Origin of the sequence: Ruegeria sp. R14_0 (assembly GCF_017743975.1) — a bacterium.
Classification (GTDB): Bacteria; Pseudomonadota; Alphaproteobacteria; order Rhodobacterales; family Rhodobacteraceae; genus Ruegeria.
On sequence record NZ_JAGHRC010000001.1, the window covers coordinates 101,220 to 124,418 of the forward strand.

A 23,199-nucleotide genomic window follows, 5' to 3' on the forward strand; every position below is an offset into this window, starting at 1 on the left:
TGCTTAGTAGTCGCGGGAAAAGAATATCCCGACCCCGGTTTCACCCCGACCGTCCACCGTGCCTTTGACGGTGAAATTGTCGGTCACGTCCAGGTTCAGGTTTACCTCGGTGTCGCCTTCGGTGTTGACGGTAAAGTCGGTGTAGAGGTTGTCGCTAAGGTAGGCCCCGGCCCCGAACCGGCCCGCGCCGCCTTCGGACACGCCGATATCCACCGTGTCGACCCCTGTTGAGTCGCGCAGGCCTTTTGTGGCGTCGCCGCCTGCACCGCTTAGCTGGGCCAGTGAGGCCGCCATTTGGGCAATCACAAACGGCGACAATTCCGAGAAGCGGTTGCCGAACAGCAGCATCGCCAGGGCCTCTTCGGCGGGGCGTTCCGGATCCGAGAATACGTTGACCTCGGGCGCGTCCAATGGTCCTGCGATTTCGATGGTGGCCGACCCGTCGGATGTGCTGGTCGTGGATTCGAACTCGATATACGGGGTCAGGTCGCCCTGAAGTGTCACCAAACCCTTGGTCAGGGCCAGCCTGCGGCCCAGAATGTCGAAGTTGCCCCGGATCAATTCGATCTGGCCAGACGGGATGACCGAGGCCGTGGTGCCGCCGATATTGATACGGCCACCCAGTTCCGCATTCACCCCCCGCCCGCGCACGAACACGGCCTTGGGGGCCAGAAGACTGATGTCCAGCGCGATGCGCGAGTTGCTTTTTTGCCCGCCCTCTTTTTCAACGAGGCCCGCGTGTTCACGGGTCAGGAAACCAGCGCTGGTTTCGTTCACGTGCTGGATCTCGGGGATAGGCGCGGCCCCCAATGCACCGGTTGCGGCTGCAAGGTTGATGTTAGTTTCGTCAAACGTGATCTGACCGGCAATCGAGCTATTCCCCGCAAGTGCGCCGGTCATTGCAACTTCGCCGTTCAGCGTCGTTTCAAAAAGCAGCTTATCCGTCAGCACCAAACTGTTGAGCGCGGCGACTATGTTCGCATTGAATGGCGGCGCAAGGTCAACCGGACCTCTGACCGTAAAGTTGCCGCCGGCACGGGGACCGCCACTGAGCGATATCGTGGCGCGGCTTTGGGCCAGCTCGACCGAGCCGCTGATGCCCGTAATCGTTTGTCCAACATCCGGCAGGGCCATGGACGTGCCAGAAGTCGTGATCGAGCCTGACAGAGACTCCAGCGCAGGTTTGCCGGACAGTTTCAGGTCATAGCGGGCAGTGCCATCAATTTTGTTGGGGGTAATGAACAGATTGGCGATACCCAGATTGACGCCACCGGTCGCGGACAAGTCCGCTTCGCCGCTGCCTTCATCGAAGGTACCCGTGATGTTGCTGTTGATCTCTGCAGGGCCTTCGGCTTGTGTGTCGATCGTCCAGACACCCTTGTTGCGCTTGGCCGTGCCCGTAGCGGCGATGGTGCCGGGGAATTCGGGCGCGAACCGTTCGATCCGGTTGAACTTGGCATCAAAGTCCAGATCGGCCGAGCCATCGCTGTCAACTGTGCCCTCAAGCTTGGCGTAAGAGCTGTCGGGGCCGTTCAGGTTCACAGTGCCCTCCAACCCGGAAGAGGTCGGGGCCACATTACCGGCTAGTGTCAGCGGGCCAGAGAGGGTGTTCAGAACGCGCGCAACATCATCCAGCCGGACCGAGTAATCCAGCCCGCCCGATTGACGGTCCAGCTTGCCCGACGCGGTCGCGGTAATGGCTGTTCCGTTCAGGCGGAAGGTGCGAATGTCGATGACCTGCGCCTCGTTTGCGGCATCGACGTCCAGGGTTGTGCGGCCTTGGATCAGCTTGTCGACAATCTCGATGCCTGTCTGGATGTTGTTGGCATCCAGATCGCCTTGAACGTCGAATTCCCTGCTGGACAGCGTGCCGTTACCCTGCACGTTGGCCGAGATCGACCCGGCCAGATCACGCCCGGCCAAGCCGGAAAACAGGGACAGGTTCGGCACGTTCAGTTGCGCTTGCCCATCGGCGGACAGGTCGCCGGTCGGGTCGTCCACCACGGCCTGCACCTGGGCAGTCAGCGCGCGGCCATTGACCGCGGCATTACGAATGTCGATGCGGTCCGCGGTTCTGGCCCCGTCCCATTCGATCTGGGTGCGCCCCGTCAAAAGGGGGTCGATATCGGCCAGTCCGGTCTTGATGTTCTGGCCAATCACACTGGCCGTGCCGTCAAACTCCAGCGTTTGTACCCTGCCTTTGCCTTTTGCGGTGGCCTGAACCGATCCGCTCAGCTCGCGTTTCGCCAGGCCCGAAAAGACGGACAAATCCGACGCGCTGACCCGAGCTTGGCCGTCGATGGTCAGATTGCCGTCCGGCGTGGTCACGACACCACTGGCGACGGCCTTGGCGGCTTCGCTATCCAGATCAAACTCGCGGATGGTGATGCCGTCTGTGCCTCGGCTACCGTCCAGTGTGATCGTGGTCTCTCCGGTGATCACAGGGTCGATATCGTCGCGGCCCGTGGACAGATCGCGACCTTCTACGATGACTTTACCGTCAAAGCTCTGTTCCAGGGGCGAACCCTTGCCGGTTACACTGGCCGAGACCTGTCCGGTAAGTTCCAGCTTGGCCAGATCCGAAAAGCGCGACAGATCGGTCGCGTCCAGTTTGGCTGTTCCGTCGACTGTCAGGCCGCTGTTCAATCCGGCGATCAAAGCATCCAATGCCAGTGTGTAATCCGAACCCACAAGCTCGAATCCAGACAGGTTAAGCGACTGGTCGCTGCTGTATTCGAACTGGCCGTCCAGGGTGATGCGCTGACCCAACGCGGTCGTCAGCGCCTGATCCGCCATGTCTATGCCATTGGCTGCAACCTGAACGTCGCCATCAACCGTCAGAACCTCGCCTTGGTCCAATGTGCCCTGCGCGGTGATCCTTGCGTCGTCCAGATTGGCCTGCGGGGACTGAAAATCATTTGCAGTCAGGCTCAGATCCCAAAGGTTGCCGTTCTGGCGATCGAACAGAGCGGACAGTTGCGCCGACTGGATCGAGGTATCTCCGCCCGCGACCGGCAGGACGACTGCCTCGCCATCCGGTGGCGTAATGCGCCCCTGCAGGGCCGCCAGTTGCAGCGTACCCCCTTCTGCCAGCTGAAGCTCACCCTTCAGGTCCAGTGCTTGTGTCGTCAGCTCGAGGTCCGAGATATCCAGTGCGCCTTCGGGTTTGGTTTGGCCATCGACGAAGAGCCGCGATTTGGGGCCAAAGAACGGATCGATCTCAGGGCCCAGAAACGGGGTCAGATCACCGTTCAAATCTGTCGTAAAGGCGATGCCATCCGCCGCCCCGCCTTCGGCAGCCTGCAGCCGCACCTGACCTGTGACGCGCATCTGGTTGTCGCTGCTGAGCCCGATATCGGCTGTAAAGTCCGTCAATGGCCCCGCGCCCTGGGCCGTCAGGCCAATTGGGGGACTGTCGGGAATGCTCAGCGCGCTGGAAATCAGCCCGCCCGAAGCCTCGTTGACCTGCAAATCCAGATTGATCTCGCGCGAGGTGTTCTGAAACCCGGCGGTCAGCTTGATTTCATCGCCCGCACGATCCAATCGGATGATGTCCAGATTGGTGTCCAACGCACCATCGGCCAGCGACAGGTTGCCCGTCACGCTGAGGTCGGCGGCGACGCCAATCAACGGCTCGCCCAACGACAGTTCATCCACCCGGATTTCACCGATTTCGATAGAGACCGGCAGTTCGGGCAACTGAAACGGTTGTGTTTCGACGGATGCAGGCGGCTCTTCCTTGGTGGTTGTGCCCGGGGCGCGGGCGATGTCGATTTCCTGTGCCGTCAGCGCGTTGACCGAGAACCGACCCCGGATCAATGCCAATCGGTTCCAATCCAGCTCGGCATCCTTGATGGTCAACCATACGCCTTCATCGTCGGCCACGGTGATCTCGGCGATGGTCGCGCGGGCGCTCAGGGCACCTTGCAGACCGGTCACGGTGACATTCTGGTCATCCCCTGACAGCGTATCCTGCAGAAAGCGTTCCAGCATGCTGCCGCCCTCTTCCTGCGCAGCAAGCGGCAGGGGGGTCGTCACAACCAGACCCGAAATCAAGAAAGGATATGCGCGACGTCCAATCAAAATGCCTGCCCGATCCCGATATAGAACTGCAACCCGTTGCCCGTATCGCCCTGAACTGGGACGGCAAGGTCAAGTCGAAGTGGGCCAAATCCACCCAGATCGTACCGGACCCCAAGCCCGGCACCCGAATGGTATTCTGCCCCGCTGCCGATGAACGAGGACGTGTCGACCGTACCGTAGTCGTAAAATCCGACCAGCGATATGGCCTCGGTGATTTTGCCTCGAACCTCGGCGGACAGTCCAAGGAACGATTTACCGCCTGCTACGCCAGTGCCAACCGGAATCCCAAGGCTTTCATAAGGCTGACCACGCACGGTACCAGCACCGCCTGAGAAAAACAGAAAGTCCGGGGTCACACCGTCGGGCGAGGGGCCAAGAACCGACCCAAGCTGGACGCGGCCAGCCAGAACCAGCCTGTCGCTTGATCCAACGCGCGTATACCCGCGCCCATCGAAAAACAGTCGGATACCGCTTTCGGTTTCGGATATTCCCGCAAAGGGCGTGACCTGCGAGTCGAGGTAAAATCCGCGCGTGGCACTGACCTTGCTGTCCCGTCGATCCCATTCTGACCGGAACGGCAGGACGAAATAGCGGAACCGGCGGTCGTCACCATAGGCGTCATCGGCGCTGGACCATTGGAAACCGGCCGAAGCTTCTGCGTACAGGCGGTCAGAGAACGTCCTTCGGGCACCATAGCCCAGCGAGGCCACGGTCACGTTGTAGTTCTCGGTGTTTCGCCGCTCTAACAAGGCGTTCCAGAAGGTGTTGTCGTCAGGCCCCAGCCGATCGGGTTGATCCAGTCGCAGGCCAATCCGCCCGTCGATATCCTCGGCACCGCCGATGTTGCGGATGGCAGCCTCGAACCGCAGGCGCTCGGCGCGGCGGAACACGTTGCGGTGGGTCCATGTTGCGGTCAGGTCGATCCCATCGCGCGATGCAAGTTCAAGCCCGAAGGTCAGTTGGCGTTTGGGAAGGTCTTCAAACGTAGCATCGAAATCAAGCGTGCCATCCGGGTTGGGCGTTTCACGCTCTTCAAGGGCGACAACGTTAAACGTGCCGGTCCGACGCAATCGGGTGCCAACTTTCTGGATTTTCTCTGGTGAATAAACCTCGCCCTCAGGAAATCCGGCGATTTTCTCAATCGATCTGTGGCGTACATCCGTATCACCCTGAATGATCATCTTGCCAAACCGAAGACGAGGGCCGGGGGCCAGGTCTATTTGGGCATCCAGCTTGTCTTGTGCGTGGCGGGCGATGACCTTTTGGCTGCCGACTTCGGCTTTGGCGTGTCCGGCGTTGCGCCAGCCCTGCACGCCCGCGGATGCGGCCTGCTGAATGGCGCCGGTCGTGGCCACTTTCCCAACCGCGAACTCTTCGGGCAACTCTGTCTCAGGTGTGACCGGCTGAACGATTGCCTCGCCAAAGGTGAATTTAGGGCCGGTCTGAACCGTGATCACCGCGCGGTTGATCTGGGCTGGTACGCTGAGCGAACTGATCTCGGCGGCCTCTGTCCCGTCCAGCTTGATGCTGACGACAGGGCCAAAGTAGCCCTCATCATAGAGGATCTGCACTATTGTTCGGTAATCCGACAGCGCGGCTGACAGGATTTCCAGCGGGGTATCCAAACCCCGGGATTCAGCAGTTGCAACAGATGAGTTTTCCTCGAGCCGTTCCACAACCTCTTTCGAGCCGCCCGGAACCGTCAACGTGGTTTCCAGCGCAGCCAAAGCGGTTGGCAAGGCCATTGCAAACGCGCCGAGAAGGCAAGTCTTGAATAAGGCGCGTGGCCTGCTCCCCGGCATGTGATAGCTCCAACTGCCCCAAGTCGAAATCTCTTTGACCGTCTTATGAAAACCGACGGCTGCTAATATTCATGTTAGAGCATTAGAGATGGTGCAGGAAAAGAGATTATCTTGCGCCGGGCGAATTTTGCAGCGTGTGTGGTGGATCGGTCTCGGGATCAGGATCCGGCGTTGCGGAACCAGCGAATGATGGCTTCGCGGTCTTCGGGTTCCATGTAGGTGACATTCGCGGGCGGCATTGCATGGCTGACGCCTGCCTGCAGATAGATTTGCTGGGCATTTCGGGCGATATCGCCCTCGGTTTCCAGCAGCACACCCTTGGGTGCCCACAGGATGCCCTCCCAGACGGGTTCGCGGGCGTGGCACATGGAGCAGCGACCCAGAACGACGTCATGCGCCTCTTCGAACCCATCGGCGGCGGCGAACTTCTGTTCGTAAGGCGTCAGCGGCTGTGCCTCGGCCTCTTCCAGCGGTTTGTACATGGGGGCGGTCGACAGCCACATGATCGCGATGAACAACAGCGCTGTCACAAGCCAGGTCCAGGTCGGATCACCCGCCCGCGCGTGGCGCGTGTTGAAATAGTGCCGGATGGTCACGCCCATCAGGAAGACCAGCGCTGCGATGATCCAGTTGTATTCGGTGGCAAATGCCAACGGATAGTGGTTCGACAGCATCAGGAACACGACCGGTAATGTCAGGTAGTTGTTGTGGGTCGAGCGCAGCTTTGCGATCTTGCCGTATTTCGGATCAGGCGTGCGGCCGTTTTTCAGATCATCCACCACAATCCGCTGGTTCGGCATGATGATGAAGAACACGTTGGCGGTCATGATCGTCGCGGTGAAGGCGCCCAGATGCAGCATCATCGCCCGACCCGTGAAGATCTGGTTGTACCCCCAACCCATCGCCACCAGCAGCACAAACAGCAGCACCATCAGCAGGGTGGGGCGCTCGCCAAGCCCTGATTTGCACAGGAAATCGTAGATCAGCCAGCCGATGGTCAACGAGGCCGCCGAGATCAGAATACCTTGCCACAGTGCCAGATCGGCCTTTTGTGCATCAATCAGATACAGCTCTCCACCAACCCAATACACGATCATCAACAGGGCCGCCCCACTGAGCCATGTCGCATAGCTTTCCCATTTGAACCAGGTCAGGTGGTCCGGCATGCGTTCCGGCGCGACAAGGTATTTCTGGATGTGGTAGAAGCCACCGCCATGCACCTGCCATTCCTCGCCATCCGCCGGGCCGGGGATGTCGCGATTCAGGCCAAGGTCCAGCGCGATAAAGTAAAAGGATGATCCGATCCATGCGATGGCGGTGATGACGTGCAGCCAGCGCACGGCAAAAGCCATCCAGTCCCAGAACACGGCGAAGTCGTACATGCGAAAGCTCTCCGGTTGCTTGCCGCCACACTAGGCAACGGGCACTTTCTTCGGTATTCCCGGATATTGTCAAACTGTATCAAAAAAAACGAAAAGATGTCCTATCTCGACAATATCCGCACCTTTGTCCGTGTCTATGATCTGGGCAGCATGTCCGCCGCCGGGCGAGACCTACGTATTTCGCCCGCAGTGACGTCGGCGCGCATTTCCCAGTTGGAAGATCATTTGGGCGTGCGTCTGTTTCAAAGGACGACCCGAAACCTCAGCCCCACCGAGCAAGGGCGGGCGTTTTACCCAGGTGCAGTGGCCGTTCTGGATGCCGTGGATGACGCCGAAGCGCAGGTCGTCCATTTGACAGAAGCCCCGCGCGGATCGCTGTTTGTTGCGGCTCCGCTGGGTGTGGGGCGCAGAGTTTTAGCGCCGCATGTGCCTGATTTCCTGTCGGAATACCCCGAAATCGACGTGCGCCTGCGACTGACAGACAGATCGGTCGACCTGACGACCGAAGGTCTGGATCTGGCCTTTTTCATCGGCCAACCCGAAGACAGCACCTTGCGCATTCGCAAAATCGCCGACTGCCAGCGCGTGCTTTGCGCCTCACCGGCCTATGTCGAACGCAGGGGTATGCCAGCAACGGGTGCGGACTTGATATCGCAACGGCACGAATGCTTGAATCTGAGGTTTCCCGGCGCGACCGAGTTTCAATGGCAGTTGGCGACGCCGGATGGCCCGAAGAGGTTCCCGGTGTCCGGTCGCTTTGAATGCGACGACGGCGATGTACTGACGGACTGGGCGCTATCCGGGCAGGGGATCGCGATGAAGCCGGTGTTTGAAGTGGCCGAGCATCTCAGCTCAGGGCGTCTGGTTCCCGTGGCGGTCGAAACGCCGCCGGTGTCCGTGCAAATGGCCTGCCTCTACACGCACCGACGCCACCAGGACCCCAAAGCGCGGCTGTTCATGGATTTCATGATTGAACGGATCAGCAAAGTGGTGCGTGGTTCAGAAGTCTCAACGAACTAAAGCTCCCGCCGTTGTTTGCGCCCTGCGGGCGCTACACAACGTTGGGCTGGGCACCGCGGCAAAGCCGCGGTGCGTCAGCGGGGTTTCAGGCGAAACGAAATAGTCGCGCGACCGCGCTACACCCGATAGGAGTGGCGCTTGGCCCAACCGGAGGAGCCCCGTCAGGGGCGAAGGACGGGCGGGAGCCCTGACAGCTTGGTTCAGCTGCCCCGATAGGTCGAATACCCATAGGGCGATAGCAGCAGCGGCACATGGTAGTGCGCGTCCGTTTCGGACATGCCAAAGCGGATGGGCACCTGATCCAAAAACAGCGGGTCTTCGTCAACTTGCCCGGTTGCGCGCAGGTAGTCTCCGGCGAAGAAAACCAGCTCGTAAGTGCCGGTTTTAAAAGAGTCTTGCGGCAGGATCGGGCTGTTGGTGCGACCGTCCGCATTGGTTTCCGTCTCGGCGATCTTGCGATGAGAATTCCCGGACACGCGGTAGAGGTAAATTTTCAACCCTTCAGCCGGGCAGCCGCGCGCTGTGTCCAGAACATGGGTTGTCAGATAGCCAGCCACGGGTGTCTCCTTTGATTTGTCTTTTGCTTTGTCGCAGTCTGGCGCAAAGTCCGAAACAGTTGAAATGCCGAAAGAACCGGAAACAGCGTTCGGATTGATTTGATAATCATTGACGCGCTTCTGGGCTAAAGCTGTCCTGAAGTTCAAGAATGGAAGAAGCCATGCAGCCCCCTCGTTATCCTCGTGACATGATCGGCTACGGTGCCAACCCGCCTGACGCAAAATGGCCTGGTGGTGCCAAGCTGGCTGTTCAAATTGTGCTGAACTACGAAGAGGGTGGCGAGAATTGCGTGTTGCACGGCGATGCCGCGTCTGAAGCGTTCCTGTCCGAAATCGTGGGTGCCGCGCAATGGCCCGGTCAGCGTCACTGGAACATGGAATCGATCTATGAATACGGAGCGCGTGCGGGATTCTGGCGATTGCACCGGTTGATGCACGACCTTCCGATTACGGTGTATGGCGTTGCAACCGCCTTGGCCCGTTCGCCCGATCAGGTCGCCGCGATGAAATCGGCAGGTTGGGAGATTGCCAGCCACGGGCTGAAATGGGTCGAGCACAAGGATATGCCCGAGGACGAAGAGCGTGCGCAGATCGCTGAGGCAATCCACCTGCATACCGAGGTCGTCGGTGAGCGCCCTCGCGGCTGGTATACGGGTCGGTGTTCAGAAAACACTGTACGGCTGGTGGCCGAAGAGGGTGGCTTTGCCTATGTCGCCGACACGTATGCGGATGATCTGCCGTATTGGATGCAAACGGATGGTTGCGATCAGTTGATCGTGCCTTACACGCTGGACTGCAATGATATGCGGTTTGCCACACCGCAGGGGTTCAACTCGGGCGATCAGTTTTTCTCTTACCTCAAAGACAGTTTCGATGCGCTGTATGCCGAAGGAGAGACGGGCGCGCCCAAGATGCTATCGATCGGTTTGCACTGCCGCCTGATTGGGCGACCGGGCCGGGTGATGGCCTTGAAACGGTTCCTGGACTATGCGCGCGGCTTTTCCGATGTCTGGTTTGCGACGCGGTTGCAGATTGCCCAACACTGGGCCGAAACGCATCCACCTGTGCGGCATCCGAAACCGTCGCAGATGGCGCGGGATGAGTTTGTGGCGACCTTTGGTGGCATCTTTGAGCACTCGGCCTGGATCGCCGAGAGGGCCTATGATCTGGAGTTGGGGCCCGCACATAACACGGCGGGTGGAATGCATAACGCTCTGACCCGCATGTTCCGGTCGGCTTCTGAAGAGGAGCGGCTAGGCGTGTTGACCGCGCACCCGGATCTGGCTGGAAAGCTGGCGCAGGCGAAACGGTTGACGCAGGAAAGCACGTCCGAACAGGCGTCGGCTGGGTTGGATGCGCTGACGGATGAAGAGCGGGCGGCGTTCACCGATTTGAACCGGAAATATACCGAGAAGTTCGGCTTTCCGTTCATCATTGCTGTGCGCGATCACGACAAGGCGTCGATTCTGCAGGCGTTTCAGCGCCGGATTGAACAGGACCGCGACACCGAATTTGCCGAGGCCTGCCGTCAGGTTGAACGGATTGCCGCGTTCCGATTGCAGGACATTTTGCCCTCATGAGCGCCTGTATCACGACCGCGCCCCTGACGGCTGAGGCATTCTCTCCGTTCGGGGATGTACTGGAGGTCACAGGCGACCCCGACAAGATCATCAATCAGGGGCAATGTGGCCGGTATCACGATCTGGCACGTCTGGATTTCGTGGACGGGCGCGCAGGGATAAGCTTGTTCAACGCCAATCCAAGGGCGCTGCCCTATGTATTGGATATGGTCGAACGACATCCAGAGGGCAGTCAGGCGTTCATCCCGATGACGTATCAGCCTTTTCTGGTCATTGTGGCTGCGGATGAGGGCGGTAGACCGGGGCAGCCGAAGGCGTTTGTCACTAAGCCCGGACAGGGCGTGAACTATTTTCGGGGCACCTGGCACGGCGTGCTGACGCCGTTGCATGGGCCGGGCTTGTTTGCCGTGATCGACCGGATCGGAGAGGGCAGCAATCTCGAGGAATACTGGTTCGAAACCCCGTTTGAGGTTGCGGAAGGCTAGGGCGCTCCCGCCCGGTCCCGGCGCATCAAAGATGCTTGTGACCCGTTGGGCCGGGCAGCGCGCAGGCAAGCCCGCACGCAGCGCCTTCGAAACTTCAGTGCCGGGTCATCAGGCGGGCAACGTCCAGCATGCGGGCCGAAAAGCCCCATTCATTGTCATACCAGCCAAACACCCGGACTTGATGGTCCTCGACCATGCGCGTTTCTGGGCCAGCGATCACAAGCGATTCAGGCCGGGTTCGCAGGTCGGTCGAGACCAGCGGCTGATCGGTCCAGCCCAGAATGGGCGATGCTTGAGCAGCTGCCCGCAGTTCCGCCTGAAATGATTGGGCTGACATACCGCGCTCTAACGTTGCCACCAGGTCGATGGCAGACACGCTGGCGGTTGGAACCCGCACCGCCGCGCCGGTAATGCGGCCGGCCAGATGGGGCATCACTTCATCAATCAGATGCGTCGCGCTGGAGGTGGTCGGCACCATCGACAGCGCCCCGGCCCGGGATCGGGCCAGATCACCGCGGGGCGCGTCGACCATCGGTTGACTGTTTGTGTAGCAGTGGATCGTCGTCATATGCGCTGAGGCGATGCCGCCGATCTGGTCCAGCACTTTGACCAGAGGCGCAAGCCCGTTCGTTGTGCATGAGGCATTGGACACGATGCGCGCGTTGCCCAGTTGATCTTCGTTGGCACCCAGAACAACGGTGATTTCCGTCGCGGGCGAGGGGCCAGAGATCAGCACTTTGCCGGCCCCGGCGGTCAACCCTTGGCTGGCCACATCCGAGGTGCGTGCGACGCCTGTACAATCCATTAGAACGTCGACACCCGACAGATCGACATGCGCCAGATTGGGGCTGTGCGTCATCGGAAACGAACGCCCATCGACCACAAGCGCGGCGTCGCCCTGATCTACAGTGCCGGGGTAGGGGCCAAACGTGCTGTCGTATTTGAACAGATAGGCGCAGGTCTCAAGCGGGGCGATGTCGTTGATCAGTACCAGCTCGATATCTGTATCCTGCGGCAAAGCCAGCAGCTGCCGCAGGATCGTGCGGCCGATGCGGCCGAATCCGTTGATTGCAAGTTTCATGCGCAAGCTATGGCAGCGTGCTGCCAATAGCTCAATGCCCGTTGTGACCTGTGGTCAGTTGCAGCTGACCTGCGAGAAAAACTGGCCCGAAATATTCTGGTACATGCTGCCCACAATGGGACGGCATCCGGTCGCCTGCTGAATGGCAGCGATGGCCTGAAGAGTACGCAGACGTGGTGGCGGGCCAAAGGGGTTCAGGTTGTTGTTGTCGCGCGTCGCACGGTACACGACCGGAGCGTCCGAGACCTGCGTTACCGCCCAGGTGCGGCTCATCACGAACACCTGTTTGGTTTCTTCCTTTGCGGCGACAGGCGTTGCATCAAATGCTGTCAAACCAATTCCTGCTGCAAGTGCCAGCATCGTTACGCGCAGTACCATTGAACAATCTCCAGTGCTAAAAACCGATGTTATTTCACCAGATTCAGGGGCTTCTGTGAAGCCCTGCGTGAAAAAAAGCGTTTAAAAGCCTAGCGTTTGGGCAACGTCAGCGGCATGTGCCGGTTCACATCCTTGTACAGCAGGTACCGAAACCGCCCCGGTCCACCCGCATAACAAGCCTGCGGGCAAAAGGCGCGCAGCCACATATAATCACCGGCTTCGACCTCGACCCAATCCTGATTCAGCCGGTAGACCGCTTTGCCTTCCAATACATACAGCCCGTGCTCCATCACGTGAGTTTCGGCAAAGGGAATCACGCCTCCGGGTTCAAAATTGACGATGTTGACGTGCATGTCATGGCGCAAATCCTGTGGATCGGCGAACCGCGTCGTGGACCAGCGACCCTCGGTGCCGGGCATCTCGTTCGGTGTGACGTCGCGCTCGTTGGTTATGATCGGATCGGGTGCGGGCAGGCCGGGGACAGCTTCGTAAGCTTTGCGAACCCAATGAAAGCGCGCAGTTTTTTCGGCTCGGTTGTGCAGGGTCCAGTCCGACTCCGGCGGGATATAGGCGTATCCGCCGGTATCCAGAACGTGCACCTGACCGTTCAACGTCAGGGTCACCTCGCCCTCGACCACGAACAGAACGCACTGCGCTTGGGGGGCTGTCTCTGGGCGGTCGCTGCCGCCGCCGGGCTGAACCTCCATGATGTATTGCGAAAACGTCTCGGCGAACCCGCTGAGGGGGCGGGACAAGACCCAGAGCCGGGTGTCCTCCCAAAATGGCAGGAAACTGGTGACGATGTCGCGCATCGTGCCTTTGGGGATCACCGCATAGGCGTCGGTGAACATGGCGCGGTCGGTCAGCAGTTGGTCTTGTCCTGGATGTCCGCCTGTCGGCGCATAGTAGGTCGGCTGTGCCATTTCATGCCTCTGTTTCGTGTTTGTGGCACTATGCGGGGATTGATCCGGCGCTCCTAGCGGCCGAGTCGCGATAGGTTTGTTCGGTATTATTTGAAGGTCAGGCGGCAGGGCTTGGCCGCAGTTCGCCCGCGGTATAGTCTTGGGGCCAAACTTATTTCAGCAAGGCGAGAAGATCATGAAAGCCTGGATTTCACCCCTGTTTGCCGCCGCCATTCTGGTTGGCGCAGGTTCACTGGCGCAGGCCAAGCCAATTTCGAGAATCATTGCCGAGATGGGCCTGACCCCCGAGGACTTCAGTGTCGTGAGCGCGACGACCACCGAAATACTCGCCGGCGGAATTCCCCAGGTCGGGACCGAGCGGAAATGGTCAAACGCAGATACCGGTTCACAGGGTACAGTGCGCGTGCGCGAGGTTCGCGACAATTGCGTGCATTTTCAGCATTTAATCCAACCCGCAGGGGCCGAGCAATCGCGCGAGGTCAGAACCCGCAACTGCCGCGATGCAAGCGGCAACTGGGTTCTGGCACCTTGATCGATCTTCAGTAGCCGCGTGCGCGGTCGACCTCGTGCAGCAGTGGCGCATCAGTGGACAAACGGTGGAAATTCTCGCCCACGTCAGCCAAAGCCTCGCCCAGATGCCAGCCCGAGACATGAGGCGTGATCGTGACGCCGGGATGGGTCCATAGCGGGCTGTCCGAGGGCAGCGGCTCTTTGTTGGTCACGTCCAGAACAGCGTGACCGGGTGTTCCGCGGTCCAAAGCCTCGATCAACGCAGATTCGTCGATCAGATCCCCGCGTCCTGCGTTCAGCAATTGGCTGCCGGGTTTCATGGCCGCCAGCATGTCAGCATTGAACAGACCAATGGTTTGTGGGGTGGATGGCAGAATGGCGCAGACATGGTCGCATTGCCCCAGGACTTCTGGCAGCGCGCCGTCCCCGTGCAGGCAGGTGACGCCTTCGATTTCTTTTGGGGACCGGCTCCAGCCGACGACCTGAAATCCGACGGCGCGCAGCATCCGCGCGCTGCGGGCACCGATATGGCCCAAACCCAGCACGCCAACCACGGTGTCAGGTGAGAATCCCGGGGCTTTGGGCAGCCATTCCGACTTGCGCTGGGCGGCTTCGTGAAACGCCATATTGCGCTGACGATGCAGGATGTAGGCCACGAACCACTCGGCAATACCCTGCGCCGGTGCATCGGGCTTGAGGCGGGCGATGCGGACGTGATCGGGCAGGTTCGGGTTGCTGACGATTGTTTCGACCCCGGCACCCAGTTTTTGCACCAGTTTCAGGTTCGGCAACCGTTTCGGGTGGTCATTCCGCAGCCCGACAACCGCAACCATCGTGATCTCGCTTACGTCTCCGATCGTGTCGGGCGTGCGTACATCCGCTTCGGGGTGCATTTTCCGGATTTTATTGGCGATGTCATCATCACTGATCCAGTCGGTCATCCCGGTTTCGATCAACAGCGCCATAATTCACCCCCGTACTTTCGATTCATTGAGTTGACGTCCCGTCACACAGCTAGACATCACGTCCGCAGCTAAGTCATTCTCTGCTCAAAGGTAAAGCCCGGTCTTTGGGCCTGAGGAGGGAAATTCATGAACATGTCATTCGGCCTGCGCGAAGAAAACCGCGCTCTGCTACAACGCGTTGCAGATATGATCCGGGACGAGATCATGCCGCTGGAAGAGGAATATCAGGCCGAAATCGACAAGGGAGATCGCTGGCAATACACCCAGCGTCAGGCAGAGATTCTGGAAGGGTTGAAAGCCAAGGCCAAAGCTGCTGGTTTGTGGAATTTCTGGCTGACGGACAGCGACAAGGGCTTTGGCCTGAGCACCGTGGAATATGCCTATTTCGCCGAAGAGATGGGCAAGACACCCCTCGGCGCCGAGGTTTTCAACTGCTCGGCCCCCGACACCGGCAATATGGAAGTGTTCGAGCGGTACGGCTCGGACAAAATGAAAGAACAGTGGCTGAAACCACTTCTTAATGGTGAAATCCGGTCGGCATACCTGATGACAGAGCCGGATGTGGCATCATCGGATGCCACGAACGTATCGATGTCCTGCGTGCGGGATGGGGATGACTATGTTCTGAACGGTGAAAAGTGGTGGTCGTCCGGTGCGGGCGATCCGCGCTGCAAGGTCTATATTGTCATGGTCAAGACGGCAGGTGACGAACAGCCCAAGCACAAGCGCCAATCGATGATCGTGGTCCCAGCTGATGCACCGGGTATCGAAATTCTGCGCCCCATGCAGGTTTACGGCCATGATGACGCACCGCACGGCCACATGCATATCCGCTTTACCAACGTCCGCGTGCCGGCCGACAGCATTCTTTTGGGCGAAGGGCGTGGGTTCGAGATTGCTCAGGGTCGCCTCGGGCCGGGTCGTATCCATCACTGCATGCGCGCAATTGGTCAGGCGGAATCGGCCCTGGAACAGATGTGTAAACGCGCAATGCAGCGCGAGGCGTTCGGAAAGAAGCTGGCACAATTGGGTGCGAATTACGATATCATCGCCGAGTGTCGGATGGAGATCGAGATGGCCCGCCTGCTATGCCTGAAAGCCGCCTGGTACATGGACCAGGGGGATGCCCGTGCAGCGGCCCCTTGGATAAGTCAGATCAAGGTCGTCGCCCCGCGCGTTGCGTTGAAGGTCATCGATGAGGCCGTACAGATGTTCGGCGGGCAGGGGGTCAGTCAGGATACTCCGCTGGCCACGGCTTGGACCCATGTGCGGACGTTGCGGTTGGCTGATGGGCCGGACGCGGTGCACCGCCGTCAGGTGGCCCGGGCCGAGTTGAAGAAACACACTCAGGAAAAAGTCTGAGGGATAGGACCGTGTTGAAACCGGACCCAAGCGAACAGACCTATTTCCACATCCGGGCGGACGGGGCCTTTGTCGGCAATGATCCCGCGCGGGGGCCGTGGTCTGCGGATCACTGTCATGCCGGGCCGGTCAGCGGCTTGATCGTTCGTGCAGCAGAAACCGAGGTCGGGCCAGAAAAGATGCTGACCCGGCTGACGGTGGACCTGCTGCGGCCGCTTCCGCTTAGCGGACTGCGGGTTGCGGCTGAGACCACGCGCCATACCAAGACGCTGGCGACGACACGTGTCACGGTGCACGATCTGGACGATACGTTGTGCGCCACGGCCACGACCATGCATATGGCGCGCCGCGATCTGGGGCCGGTGCCAAATGTGACGCTTCCAGCCCCTTCGCTGGAGGACGCGGTGACCGGACCCTTCCCGATTGGCGAGGTGCGCCATGGTTTGCCGGGTTTTGCGAACCATTCGGATATCCTCTACCCCAAGGGGGGCAATCAGAAGGCCGGGCCAAAGACGGTCTGGATGCGGACACCACCCTTGCTGGAAGGCGAGATGCAATCTCCGATCCAGTCGCTGTGCCCGCTTGCAGATTGCGGCAACGGCATCTCGTGGAATGCACCAACGTCCGAGATGGGGTTCATGAACACCGATCTGACGGTCCAAATTCACCGTGAGCCGGTATCGGACTGGCTGGCCTCGCAATCTGTGTCGCATTGGCAGCCGTCGGGAATAGGGATGTCGCAATCGGTTCTGTTTGATACCGAAGGACCGGTCGGAACGGCCCTGCAGACTCTGGTGTTGTTCCCGCCCGCGTGATGCGCTTGGCCGGTTCTTGCGCGGTGGTCCTGAAACGCATTGCCGGGCACCCGGCAAACGCCTATCTTTCGCCTATGCGTTGGCTCGTTACCATAATGTCCTGCTGTCTGCCGATCCCGGCGATTGCCCACCCGCATGTCTTTATAGACACCGGGCTGGAATTTGTTGTGGATGATACCGGGCAACTGACCCACGTCCGCGTAACGTGGGCCTATGACGAGTTGTATTCGCTGTTCCAGCTTGAGGAAATGAAGCTGGATCAGGATTATGACGGCGTTCTGACGGAAAGCGAAAAGAAGTTCCTGTCAGGTTTCGATGCCGAATGGATCGAAGGGTATAATGGCGATCTTGTGGTATTCGCGGACGGCGCGCCGGTGCCGCTTTCCGGCCCAATGGAGGCGCAAGCCACGACCGAAGATGGCCGCATCGTCACCACCCATCTGCGCGAAGTCGCCGGGGGCGGAGTGCCTGCCAACGCCGTTACGGCGAAAGCCTTTGATGAGACATACTACACCGCCTACGAGGTGACGCGCCCGGTGACCGTTTCCGGGCCTGCGATATGCCAGATCAGCAGGATCGACCCGGATATTGATGGGCAGTTGGCGCAGATGCAGGCCTTTTTGCGCACCTTGGATGCCGACTACGACCTTGAAGAAAATGATATCCCGCTTGTCGGGGAAAGCTTTGCGACCGAGATTTTCGTTTCATGTCCAAATACCTGATTGTCCCAGTCGCCATCGCTATCGGACTGTTGCTGTGGTTTTGGGGCAGCGGCGGGTTTGACCAACTGGCCGCCTGGGCCGCGGGCGAGCAGCGCGAGTTCCAGAACCAGATTGCCCGATCTCTGCGGGCCGCCCGCGCGGAACAGCCCGAAGCCGTAGCGACGCTGCTTACCGTCTGTTTCGCCTATGGGTTTTTTCATGCCGTTGGTCCAGGCCACGGTAAGGTCCTGATCGGTGGCTACGGCTTGGGTCGCAACGTGGCCTTCCTGCGCCTGTCGGCGATCAGCGTGTTGTCCAGTTTGGGGCAGGCGGTGACCGCGATCGTGCTGGTTTATGCTGGGGTGCTGGTATTTCAGATGTCCCGCGACAGCCTTGTTGGGACAACCGAACAAGTCATGGCCCCGATCAGCTATGGAGCGATTGCCGCAATCGGTGTGTGGCTGATCTTTCGCGCTGTGCGCAGTTTTGCGCGTCGATATCGCACCGAAAACGCGCATCAGCACGATCATGACCATCACCACGACCACGGCCACCACAATCACGACCATCACCATGATCAAGGAGCCTGCGCGGATTGCGGGCACCGCCACGGCCCCACTGCCGAAGAAGTGGCGCAGGTCGGAAGTCTGCGCGAGGCTGCGGTTTTGATCGCGGGAATTGCCGCGCGTCCTTGTACGGGTGCCTTGTTTGTTCTGATCCTGACTTGGCAGATGGGGATCGCCATGGTGGGCATTGCTGGCGTCTTTGCGATGGCGCTGGGCACTGCAAGCGTTACAACGCTGGTCGGATGGACCTCATTCGGGTTGCGTGGAGGGCTGCTTGCCTCCGCCTCAGCAACCCGCTTTGCCGGGGTTCTGGCTCCGACGATCGAACTGGTCGCAGGGCTGGTGATTGCAGTTGTGGCCGGGGGGCTGCTGCTGCGCGCGCTTTAGTCGAAAACTGGCGCAGGATAGCCGACACGGGCCAGATACAACCCTTGCGGCGGGCAGACCGGCCCGCAGGCGGCGCGGTCGGTGGCCTCCAATGCATCCCGCACATCTTCTGGTGACCACGCACCCGCGCCGACGCGTTCGAGTGTCCCGACAAAGCTGCGAACCTGATTGTGCAGAAAAGACCGCGCGCGGACGTGAAAGTGGATTTCGGGCCCTGAAAACCCCTGAACCTGTTCAACCCGCAGCTCATCCAGAGTTTTGACCGGGCTGGCGGCCTGACAGATTGAGGACCGGAAGGTCGTAAAGTCATGCCGTCCGATCAGCATATCCGCGCCTGACTGCATAGCATCGACGTCCAGCTGATGATTGATCTGCCAGACCTGCCCTGCGTCGTGGGTAGCGGGGGCGCGCCGCATCAGGATGCGGAACAGATACTGCCGTTCCAACGCTGAAAACCGCGCGTGCCAGTCGTCGTCTACCTGTGCGGCTTTGACAATGGCCACCGGCTGCGGCTTGAGGTGGTAGTTCAGCGCCTCAGACAGGCGAAAGGGATCCCAGTCTTTGTCCAGATCGCAATGAGCCACCTGACCCAGCGCATGAACGCCCGCATCCGTCCGCCCGGCTGCGGCGATGGTATGCTCGCCGGGTTGAATGCGCGACAGGGCCTGTTCGATTGTGCCTTGAACAGACGGCTGATCTTTCTGCCGCTGCCATCCGGCAAACGGTTCCCCTTGGTATTCGACTTTGAGCGCGTATCTGGGCATGGGCTGCTGGTAGCGCGCCGCGCATGAGGGGGCAAGGGTGGGAAACCACTGGTATGTCCGACAACCGCTACTTATCTTGGACCAAACGAAAAAAGCGGGGCGACGGTTTGGTCATCTCATCTTTGGCAGACAGTCTTGTGCGCGGGGTCGAATCCATCGGCGACAGCGTGTCCGAGACGTTTTTTGAGCCGGTGATCCGTCTTGGCGTCACCGGCTTGGCGCGCTCGGGAAAGACGGTTTTCATCACCTCGCTGGTGGCGAACCTGTTGGACCGTGGGCGGATGCCGGGCCTCGTGGCGCAACAGGAGGGGCGGATCAACGCCGCTTACCTGCAGCCGCAACCGGACGACACGGTTCCCCGTTTCGACTATGAAAACCACCTCGCCGCGCTGACCGGTGCCGATCCCCATTGGCCGGACAGCACCCGCGCCGTGTCGGAACTGCGCCTGTCGTTTAAGGCGCGCCCCTCAGGTTTGCTGTCCGGGTTGCAGGGGCCGCGAACCATCCATCTGGATATTGTGGATTATCCGGGCGAATGGCTTTTGGACTTGGCCTTGCTGGATAAGTCTTATGAGCTCTGGTCGAAAGAAACGCTGGAGCGCATTACAAACCGGACCGAGGCCACGGGTTTTCTGTCTTTGGCGCAAGGTATTGATCCAGCTGAAAAGCATGACGAGCCCAAAGCGCAATCTCTGGCCAAGGCGTTTGCGGCGTATCTGGGTGCTGCGCGAAATGCAGGTTTTTATGACTGCACGCCGGGGCGTTTCCTCTTGCCAGGTGATCTGGCCGGTTCGCCGGTTCTGACCTTTGCGCCGTTGCCGGTCGACGGCCACGGTCCGCGGCGCAGCCTGCATCGCGAGATGGAGCGGCGCTTTAAGGCCTATAAGTCCCAGGTCGTGAAACCCTTTTTTCGTGACCACTTTGCCCGCATTGACCGGCAGGTGGTGTTGGTCGACGCGCTGGGCGCGATCCACAACGGCCCGCAGGCGGTTGAAGACATGCGGCGTGCGATGGCGGATATTCTGGCAGCGTTCCGGCCGGGGCGGAATGCGTGGCTTAGCCAGTTGCTGCTGGGAAAAAGGGTCGAACGCATTCTGTTTGCAGCGACCAAGGCCGACCATCTGCATCACACGCAACATCCCCGCCTGACCAATTTCATGGAGGCGCTGACCCGCGAGGCGCGCGACCGCGCCAGCTTTGCCGGGGCCGAAACGGCGGCTTTGTCGCTGGCCTCGCTGCGGGCCACGACCGAAGAGATCCGCGACCACAACGGCACTGAATTGCCCTGCGTTCGCGGTACGCTTTTGGACAGCGGTAAACAGGCGGCCTTCTACCCCGGCGACCTGCCCGAAGACCCATCCCATTTGCTGGGCCCGGCGCGCAACGGGTCCGACAGTTGGCTGGGTGAGGATTATGGGTTCATGGCCTTTGCCCCCGCGCATCTGACTTTGCGCCCAGGCGACGGCCCGCCGCATATCCGGCTGGACCGGGCAGCCCAGTTTCTGATCGGTGACCGGTTGTGACGGTCAATCTCCGTCCCGCCCGCAGCACGGATGCCGGTGCGACCGGCGAAATTCTGCACGGGTTCACCCGCGAACACGATTGGATGCCCGAACTTCATACTCGGGCGGAAATCATCGCGTTCTGTGGTCGGATGATCGAGCTTGACTGGATGACTGTGGCCGAAACGGATCTGGGCGTGGTGGGGTTTCTGTCGCTCAACGGGGATGAAGTGCACTCACTCTATCTTGCGCCCAACGCGAGGGGGCAGGGGGTTGGTCAGCGCTTGCTGGATTATGCCAAATCGCGCCGGTCCGAATTGTCCCTGTTTGCCTTTCAGGCCAACTATGGCGCATGCCGGTTTTATGAACGTAATGGCTTCGTCGAAGTGGCGCGCAGCGATGGAGCTGATAACGACGAGAATCTTCCGGACATCAAATTTGTCTGGACCAGAAAAGGAGCAGCCGATGGCTAAGGGCCCGGTTCTGATAGATCTGGACGGGGATGAGCCCGCCGCCGATGTGGCACAGGCCCCTCCGGTCCCGGATATCGCAAAGCCACAAGGGCAGGCGATGCAGGGCGCGGCGCGCCTTGCCGCTCGCAAACCCTCGGCCCTGTCGCGCTGGTTCTGGGGACTGGCGCTGGCGGCAATCGGCGCTGTGGTGTCTGTGGCGGCGTGGGACTTTGTCAATTCGTTGCTGTTGCGCGCACCGATCCTGGGATGGATCGTAACAGGGCTGTTCGCAGCACTGGTATTGGTTGCATTGATCATCGCAGTGCGAGAGCTGGCCGCCATCGGGCGCCTGTCCCGCGTGGACGGGATGCGTCACGCGGCAGATACGGCCCTGGCCGAAGAAGATCTGGCTCAGGCCCGCGCGGTCACGACCCGTTTGCTGGCGTTCTACAAAGGGCGCGAAGAGACCAAATGGGGTCGCGACCGCCTGTCCGAGCGGATGGGCGAGCAGTTTGATGCCTCGGGGTTGTTAACGCTGGCCGAGGATGAGCTGCTGGCCCCGCTGGACGTCGCCGCTAGCGGCGAGGTCGAGGCCGCCGCGCGGCAAGTTGCGACCGTTACGGCCCTTGTGCCTCTGGCATTGGCGGATGTGACGACGGCGCTTGCGGCGTCTTTGCGTATGATCCGGCGCATCGCCGAAATCTATGGCGGGCGCGCCGGGTTTCTGGGCAGCTGGCGGCTGACACGGGCTGTTTTCGTGCATCTGGTGGCAACAGGGGCCGTGGCCGTCGGGGACGATCTGTTGGAACCCGTGCTGGGCGGATCGGTCCTGAGCAAACTGTCCCGCCGCTTTGGCGAAGGGCTTGTGAACGGTGCGCTCAGCGCCCGCGTCGGCGTCGCCGCGATGGAGGTCTGCCGTCCGCTGCCTTTTTCGGACCGGCACAAACCGTCGACCCGGCGCATCATCAAGCGGGCCTTGGCCGGGTTGTTTTCGAAAACTTGACCTGACGCAAAGTCTTGCGGTCCGGCGGCACGCATAGTGATGCCCGAGCCAGCCATGACCGATCACGGACACAGCCAGCAAGAGATTGCCGACCGCATCAACGCCCCTCCCGGGCGTGGGGTGCTGCGGGATGTTGTGTATGGCGGGATCGACGGGTCGGTCACCACTTTTGCGATCGTGGCCGGAGTTGCCGGGGCGGGACTTTCCCCATTCATCATCGTCGCGCTGGGGCTTGCCAACGTGCTGGCGGATGGGTTTTCCATGGCGGCTGGAAACTACTCTGGCACCAAAGCCGAACTGGACAATATCCGGCGCATTCGCGCGGTCGAGGAACGCCATATCCGTCTGTACCCCAAGGGCGAACGGGCCGAGGTGCGCGAGATTCTGTCGCAAAAGGGTCTGGCCGGGCAGGTGCTGGAAGACGCCACAGATGCCATCACCGCCAATCGCGACAACTGGATCAACCTGATGATAGAAGGCGAATACGGTCTGGGCAGTGTCGATCCACACCCTATCAAAGCGGCGATGGCGACGTTTCTGGCCTTTCTTGTGGCAGGCATGGTGCCATTGTTGCCGTTCCTGTTGTCGATGGACCGGGCTTTTGAGACTTCGGCTGTCATGACCATGGCGGTCTTTTTCGCTATTGGAGCGCTCAAAAGCCGCTGGTCGCTGTCGCCCTGGTGGCGTTCCGGGTTTGAGACCTTTGTGATCGGCGGTGCTGCGGCGCTGATGGCCTATTTCGTCGGCTCATTGTTTCATCCCTAGGGGTCAGATGCGTTCCGACGCAATGAAGGGTGTCCTTTGGAGGCGCAATCCATTTGCTGATCGCTGCATTTTGCCAAACCCAACTAGATCTTGGACTCACGCAACTTCATGACTTT

21 protein-coding genes are annotated in these 23,199 nt (G+C 60.2%); 12 read left to right on the forward strand and 9 right to left on the reverse strand.

Translation table 11 applies throughout. The features are described from left to right. Positions 1-3: 3 nt before the first annotated feature. From J7416_RS00495 to J7416_RS00505, 3 genes are all read right to left on the reverse strand, one after another. A complete protein-coding gene (locus tag J7416_RS00495; protein WP_348540237.1) occupies positions 4-4,038 on the reverse strand; it encodes a translocation/assembly module TamB domain-containing protein in 4,035 nt (1,344 codons plus the stop codon). 41 nt (positions 4,039-4,079) lie between these two features. Next, positions 4,080-5,828 (reverse strand): BamA/TamA family outer membrane protein, encoded by a 1,749-nt coding sequence (locus J7416_RS00500; RefSeq protein ID WP_247744067.1) that lies wholly within the window; start codon positions 5,826-5,828, stop codon positions 4,080-4,082. A gap of 215 nt (positions 5,829-6,043) precedes the next feature. Continuing rightward, positions 6,044-7,267, reverse strand: coding sequence for a urate hydroxylase PuuD (locus tag J7416_RS00505; RefSeq protein ID WP_209222092.1), 1,224 nt, complete (start codon positions 7,265-7,267; stop codon positions 6,044-6,046). A 96-nt stretch (positions 7,268-7,363) separates the two neighbouring features. Between J7416_RS00505 and J7416_RS00510 the strand changes: the two genes are divergently transcribed. Continuing rightward, positions 7,364-8,287, forward strand: coding sequence for a LysR family transcriptional regulator (locus J7416_RS00510; protein WP_209222093.1), 924 nt, complete (start codon positions 7,364-7,366; stop codon positions 8,285-8,287). Between the two features lie 200 nt (positions 8,288-8,487). On the opposite strand, the gene uraH is transcribed toward J7416_RS00510, so the two are convergent. Further along, a complete protein-coding gene (gene uraH, locus J7416_RS00515) occupies positions 8,488-8,844 on the reverse strand; it encodes a hydroxyisourate hydrolase (protein ID WP_209222094.1) in 357 nt (118 codons plus the stop codon). Between the two features lie 161 nt (positions 8,845-9,005). On the opposite strand from uraH, the gene puuE reads away from it, so the two are divergent. Together puuE and J7416_RS00525 are read left to right on the forward strand one after the other, a co-directional pair. Continuing rightward, on the forward strand, positions 9,006-10,424 hold the full coding sequence (puuE, locus tag J7416_RS00520; RefSeq protein ID WP_209222096.1) for an allantoinase PuuE: 1,419 nt from the start codon (positions 9,006-9,008) through the stop codon (positions 10,422-10,424). Next, positions 10,421-10,909: an ureidoglycolate lyase gene (locus J7416_RS00525; protein ID WP_209222098.1), complete on the forward strand. Its 489-nt coding sequence runs from the start codon at positions 10,421-10,423 to the stop codon at positions 10,907-10,909. The genes puuE and J7416_RS00525 overlap by 4 nt, the downstream gene beginning before the upstream one ends. A 94-nt stretch (positions 10,910-11,003) precedes the next feature. Here J7416_RS00525 and J7416_RS00530 read toward each other — a convergent pair whose 3' ends face one another. The 3 genes from J7416_RS00530 to J7416_RS00540 all read right to left on the reverse strand — a co-directional run bounded on the left by J7416_RS00530 (position 11,004) and on the right by J7416_RS00540 (position 13,291). Beyond that, complete coding sequence (locus tag J7416_RS00530; RefSeq protein ID WP_209222100.1) at positions 11,004-11,990, reverse strand: glyceraldehyde 3-phosphate dehydrogenase NAD-binding domain-containing protein; 987 nt, start codon at positions 11,988-11,990, stop codon at positions 11,004-11,006. Between the two features lie 54 nt (positions 11,991-12,044). Then, positions 12,045-12,368 (reverse strand): hypothetical protein, encoded by a 324-nt coding sequence (locus tag J7416_RS00535; protein WP_209222101.1) that lies wholly within the window; start codon positions 12,366-12,368, stop codon positions 12,045-12,047. 89 nt (positions 12,369-12,457) lie between these two features. Further along, complete coding sequence (locus tag J7416_RS00540) at positions 12,458-13,291, reverse strand: bifunctional allantoicase/(S)-ureidoglycine aminohydrolase (protein WP_209222103.1); 834 nt, start codon at positions 13,289-13,291, stop codon at positions 12,458-12,460. A gap of 175 nt (positions 13,292-13,466) precedes the next feature. Between J7416_RS00540 and J7416_RS00545 the strand changes: the two genes are divergently transcribed. Further along, positions 13,467-13,823 carry a hypothetical protein gene (locus J7416_RS00545; RefSeq protein WP_209222105.1) on the forward strand — a complete coding sequence of 119 codons (357 nt, stop codon included), beginning with the start codon at positions 13,467-13,469 and terminating at the stop codon, positions 13,821-13,823. A gap of 7 nt (positions 13,824-13,830) precedes the next feature. On the opposite strand, the gene J7416_RS00550 is transcribed toward J7416_RS00545, so the two are convergent. Next, positions 13,831-14,766 carry a glyoxylate/hydroxypyruvate reductase A gene (locus J7416_RS00550; protein WP_209222107.1) on the reverse strand — a complete coding sequence of 312 codons (936 nt, stop codon included), beginning with the start codon at positions 14,764-14,766 and terminating at the stop codon, positions 13,831-13,833. Between the two features lie 126 nt (positions 14,767-14,892). On the opposite strand from J7416_RS00550, the gene J7416_RS00555 reads away from it, so the two are divergent. From J7416_RS00555 to J7416_RS00570, 4 genes are read left to right on the forward strand one after another with little or no spacing between them, the layout of a single operon-like run. Next, positions 14,893-16,128 carry an acyl-CoA dehydrogenase family protein gene (locus tag J7416_RS00555; RefSeq protein ID WP_209222109.1) on the forward strand — a complete coding sequence of 412 codons (1,236 nt, stop codon included), beginning with the start codon at positions 14,893-14,895 and terminating at the stop codon, positions 16,126-16,128. Positions 16,129-16,139: 11 nt separating this feature from the next. Continuing rightward, the gene (locus J7416_RS00560; RefSeq protein ID WP_348540238.1) at positions 16,140-16,943 is read left to right on the forward strand and encodes a thioesterase family protein; all 804 of its coding nucleotides are present in this window, start codon (positions 16,140-16,142) and stop codon (positions 16,941-16,943) included. A gap of 23 nt (positions 16,944-16,966) precedes the next feature. Next, positions 16,967-17,665, forward strand: a complete 699-nt coding sequence (locus J7416_RS00565) for a DUF1007 family protein (protein ID WP_348540239.1) — start codon at positions 16,967-16,969, stop codon at positions 17,663-17,665. Beyond that, positions 17,650-18,597 (forward strand): hypothetical protein, encoded by a 948-nt coding sequence (locus J7416_RS00570; RefSeq protein WP_209222111.1) that lies wholly within the window; start codon positions 17,650-17,652, stop codon positions 18,595-18,597. Before J7416_RS00565 ends, J7416_RS00570 begins: the two co-directional genes overlap by 16 nt. Here J7416_RS00570 and truA read toward each other — a convergent pair. Then, positions 18,594-19,361 carry a tRNA pseudouridine(38-40) synthase TruA gene (gene truA / locus J7416_RS00575; RefSeq protein ID WP_209222113.1) on the reverse strand — a complete coding sequence of 256 codons (768 nt, stop codon included), beginning with the start codon at positions 19,359-19,361 and terminating at the stop codon, positions 18,594-18,596. The genes J7416_RS00570 and truA overlap by 4 nt on opposite strands. Before the next feature lie 107 nt (positions 19,362-19,468). Between truA and J7416_RS00580 the strand changes: the two genes are divergently transcribed. Genes J7416_RS00580 through J7416_RS00595 form a run of 4 tightly spaced genes read left to right on the forward strand, consistent with a single transcriptional unit; the run spans position 19,469 to position 23,083 of the window. Next, on the forward strand, positions 19,469-20,884 hold the full coding sequence (locus tag J7416_RS00580; RefSeq protein ID WP_209223791.1) for a YcjX family protein: 1,416 nt from the start codon (positions 19,469-19,471) through the stop codon (positions 20,882-20,884). Then, positions 20,881-21,336, forward strand: coding sequence for a GNAT family N-acetyltransferase (locus J7416_RS00585; protein WP_209222115.1), 456 nt, complete (start codon positions 20,881-20,883; stop codon positions 21,334-21,336). The genes J7416_RS00580 and J7416_RS00585 overlap by 4 nt, the downstream gene beginning before the upstream one ends. Then, positions 21,329-22,318, forward strand: a complete 990-nt coding sequence (locus tag J7416_RS00590; protein ID WP_209222117.1) for a TIGR01620 family protein — start codon at positions 21,329-21,331, stop codon at positions 22,316-22,318. Before J7416_RS00585 ends, J7416_RS00590 begins: the two co-directional genes overlap by 8 nt. Before the next feature lie 54 nt (positions 22,319-22,372). Continuing rightward, positions 22,373-23,083 carry a VIT1/CCC1 transporter family protein gene (locus tag J7416_RS00595; RefSeq protein ID WP_209222119.1) on the forward strand — a complete coding sequence of 237 codons (711 nt, stop codon included), beginning with the start codon at positions 22,373-22,375 and terminating at the stop codon, positions 23,081-23,083. Positions 23,084-23,199 lie beyond the last annotated feature (116 nt).